The organism is Legionella drozanskii LLAP-1 (assembly GCF_001467585.1).
Classification (GTDB): Bacteria; Pseudomonadota; Gammaproteobacteria; order Legionellales; family Legionellaceae; genus Tatlockia; species Tatlockia drozanskii.
Map to the genome: position 1 here is coordinate 495,345 of NZ_LNXY01000020.1, position 735 is coordinate 496,079.

A 735-nucleotide genomic window follows, 5' to 3' on the forward strand; every position below is an offset into this window, starting at 1 on the left:
CACCTTCATGGTAAGGGCTTCTGGAGATTCCATGACTGATGTAGGTATTCAATCAGGGGATTTGCTGGTAGTTGATAGAAGCATCAACGTGACTCATGGCAAGATAGTGATTGCTGCTATTAATGGAGAGCTGACGGTGAAGCGGTTATCAAAGCGCAATGGCCGCATCCTGCTGATGCCTGAAAACAATCAATACCCCCCAATAGACATTACTGATGAGCAAGATTTAGTGATTTGGGGTGTGGTTATTCATGTCATTCATAGTTTTGGGTGAATTATGTATGCGCTGATTGATTGCAATAATTTTTACGCGAGCTGTGAACGCTTATTCCGTCCTGATTTGCGCAATAAACCGATTATCGTCTTATCCAATAACGATGGTTGTGTGATTGCGCGCTCGAATGAAGCAAAAGCCTTGAGCATAAAAATGGGCGTTCCCTTTTTTGAGGTGAAAGCCTTATGTCGGCAACATAAGGTGCATGTTTTTTCTTCCAATTACACGCTCTATGGGGATATTTCGCACCGAGTCATGTCCACTATTTTAGAACATTGGACGGATGTCGAAGTGTATTCCATCGATGAGGCGTTTTTAGATTTAAGTTCACTGCCTGAATCAGAACACGACAACTTTTGCTTAAATCTACAACAACGAATCTTAAAAGAAACAGGAATTCCTACCTCCATTGGCATTGGCCCTACTAAAACGCTGGCAAAAATTGCCAATCATCTTTGCAA

Annotated in this window: 2 protein-coding genes; both read left to right on the forward strand. The window is 42.0% G+C overall.

The features are described 5' to 3' along the window. On the forward strand, nt 1-274 hold a 274-nt coding region (locus Ldro_RS06545), incomplete at its 5' end, for a LexA family protein (protein WP_157066478.1). Between the two features lie 3 nt (nt 275-277). Next, nucleotides 278-735: Y-family DNA polymerase (locus Ldro_RS16765; protein WP_476630046.1), on the forward strand; the 458-nt coding region annotated here is incomplete at its 3' end.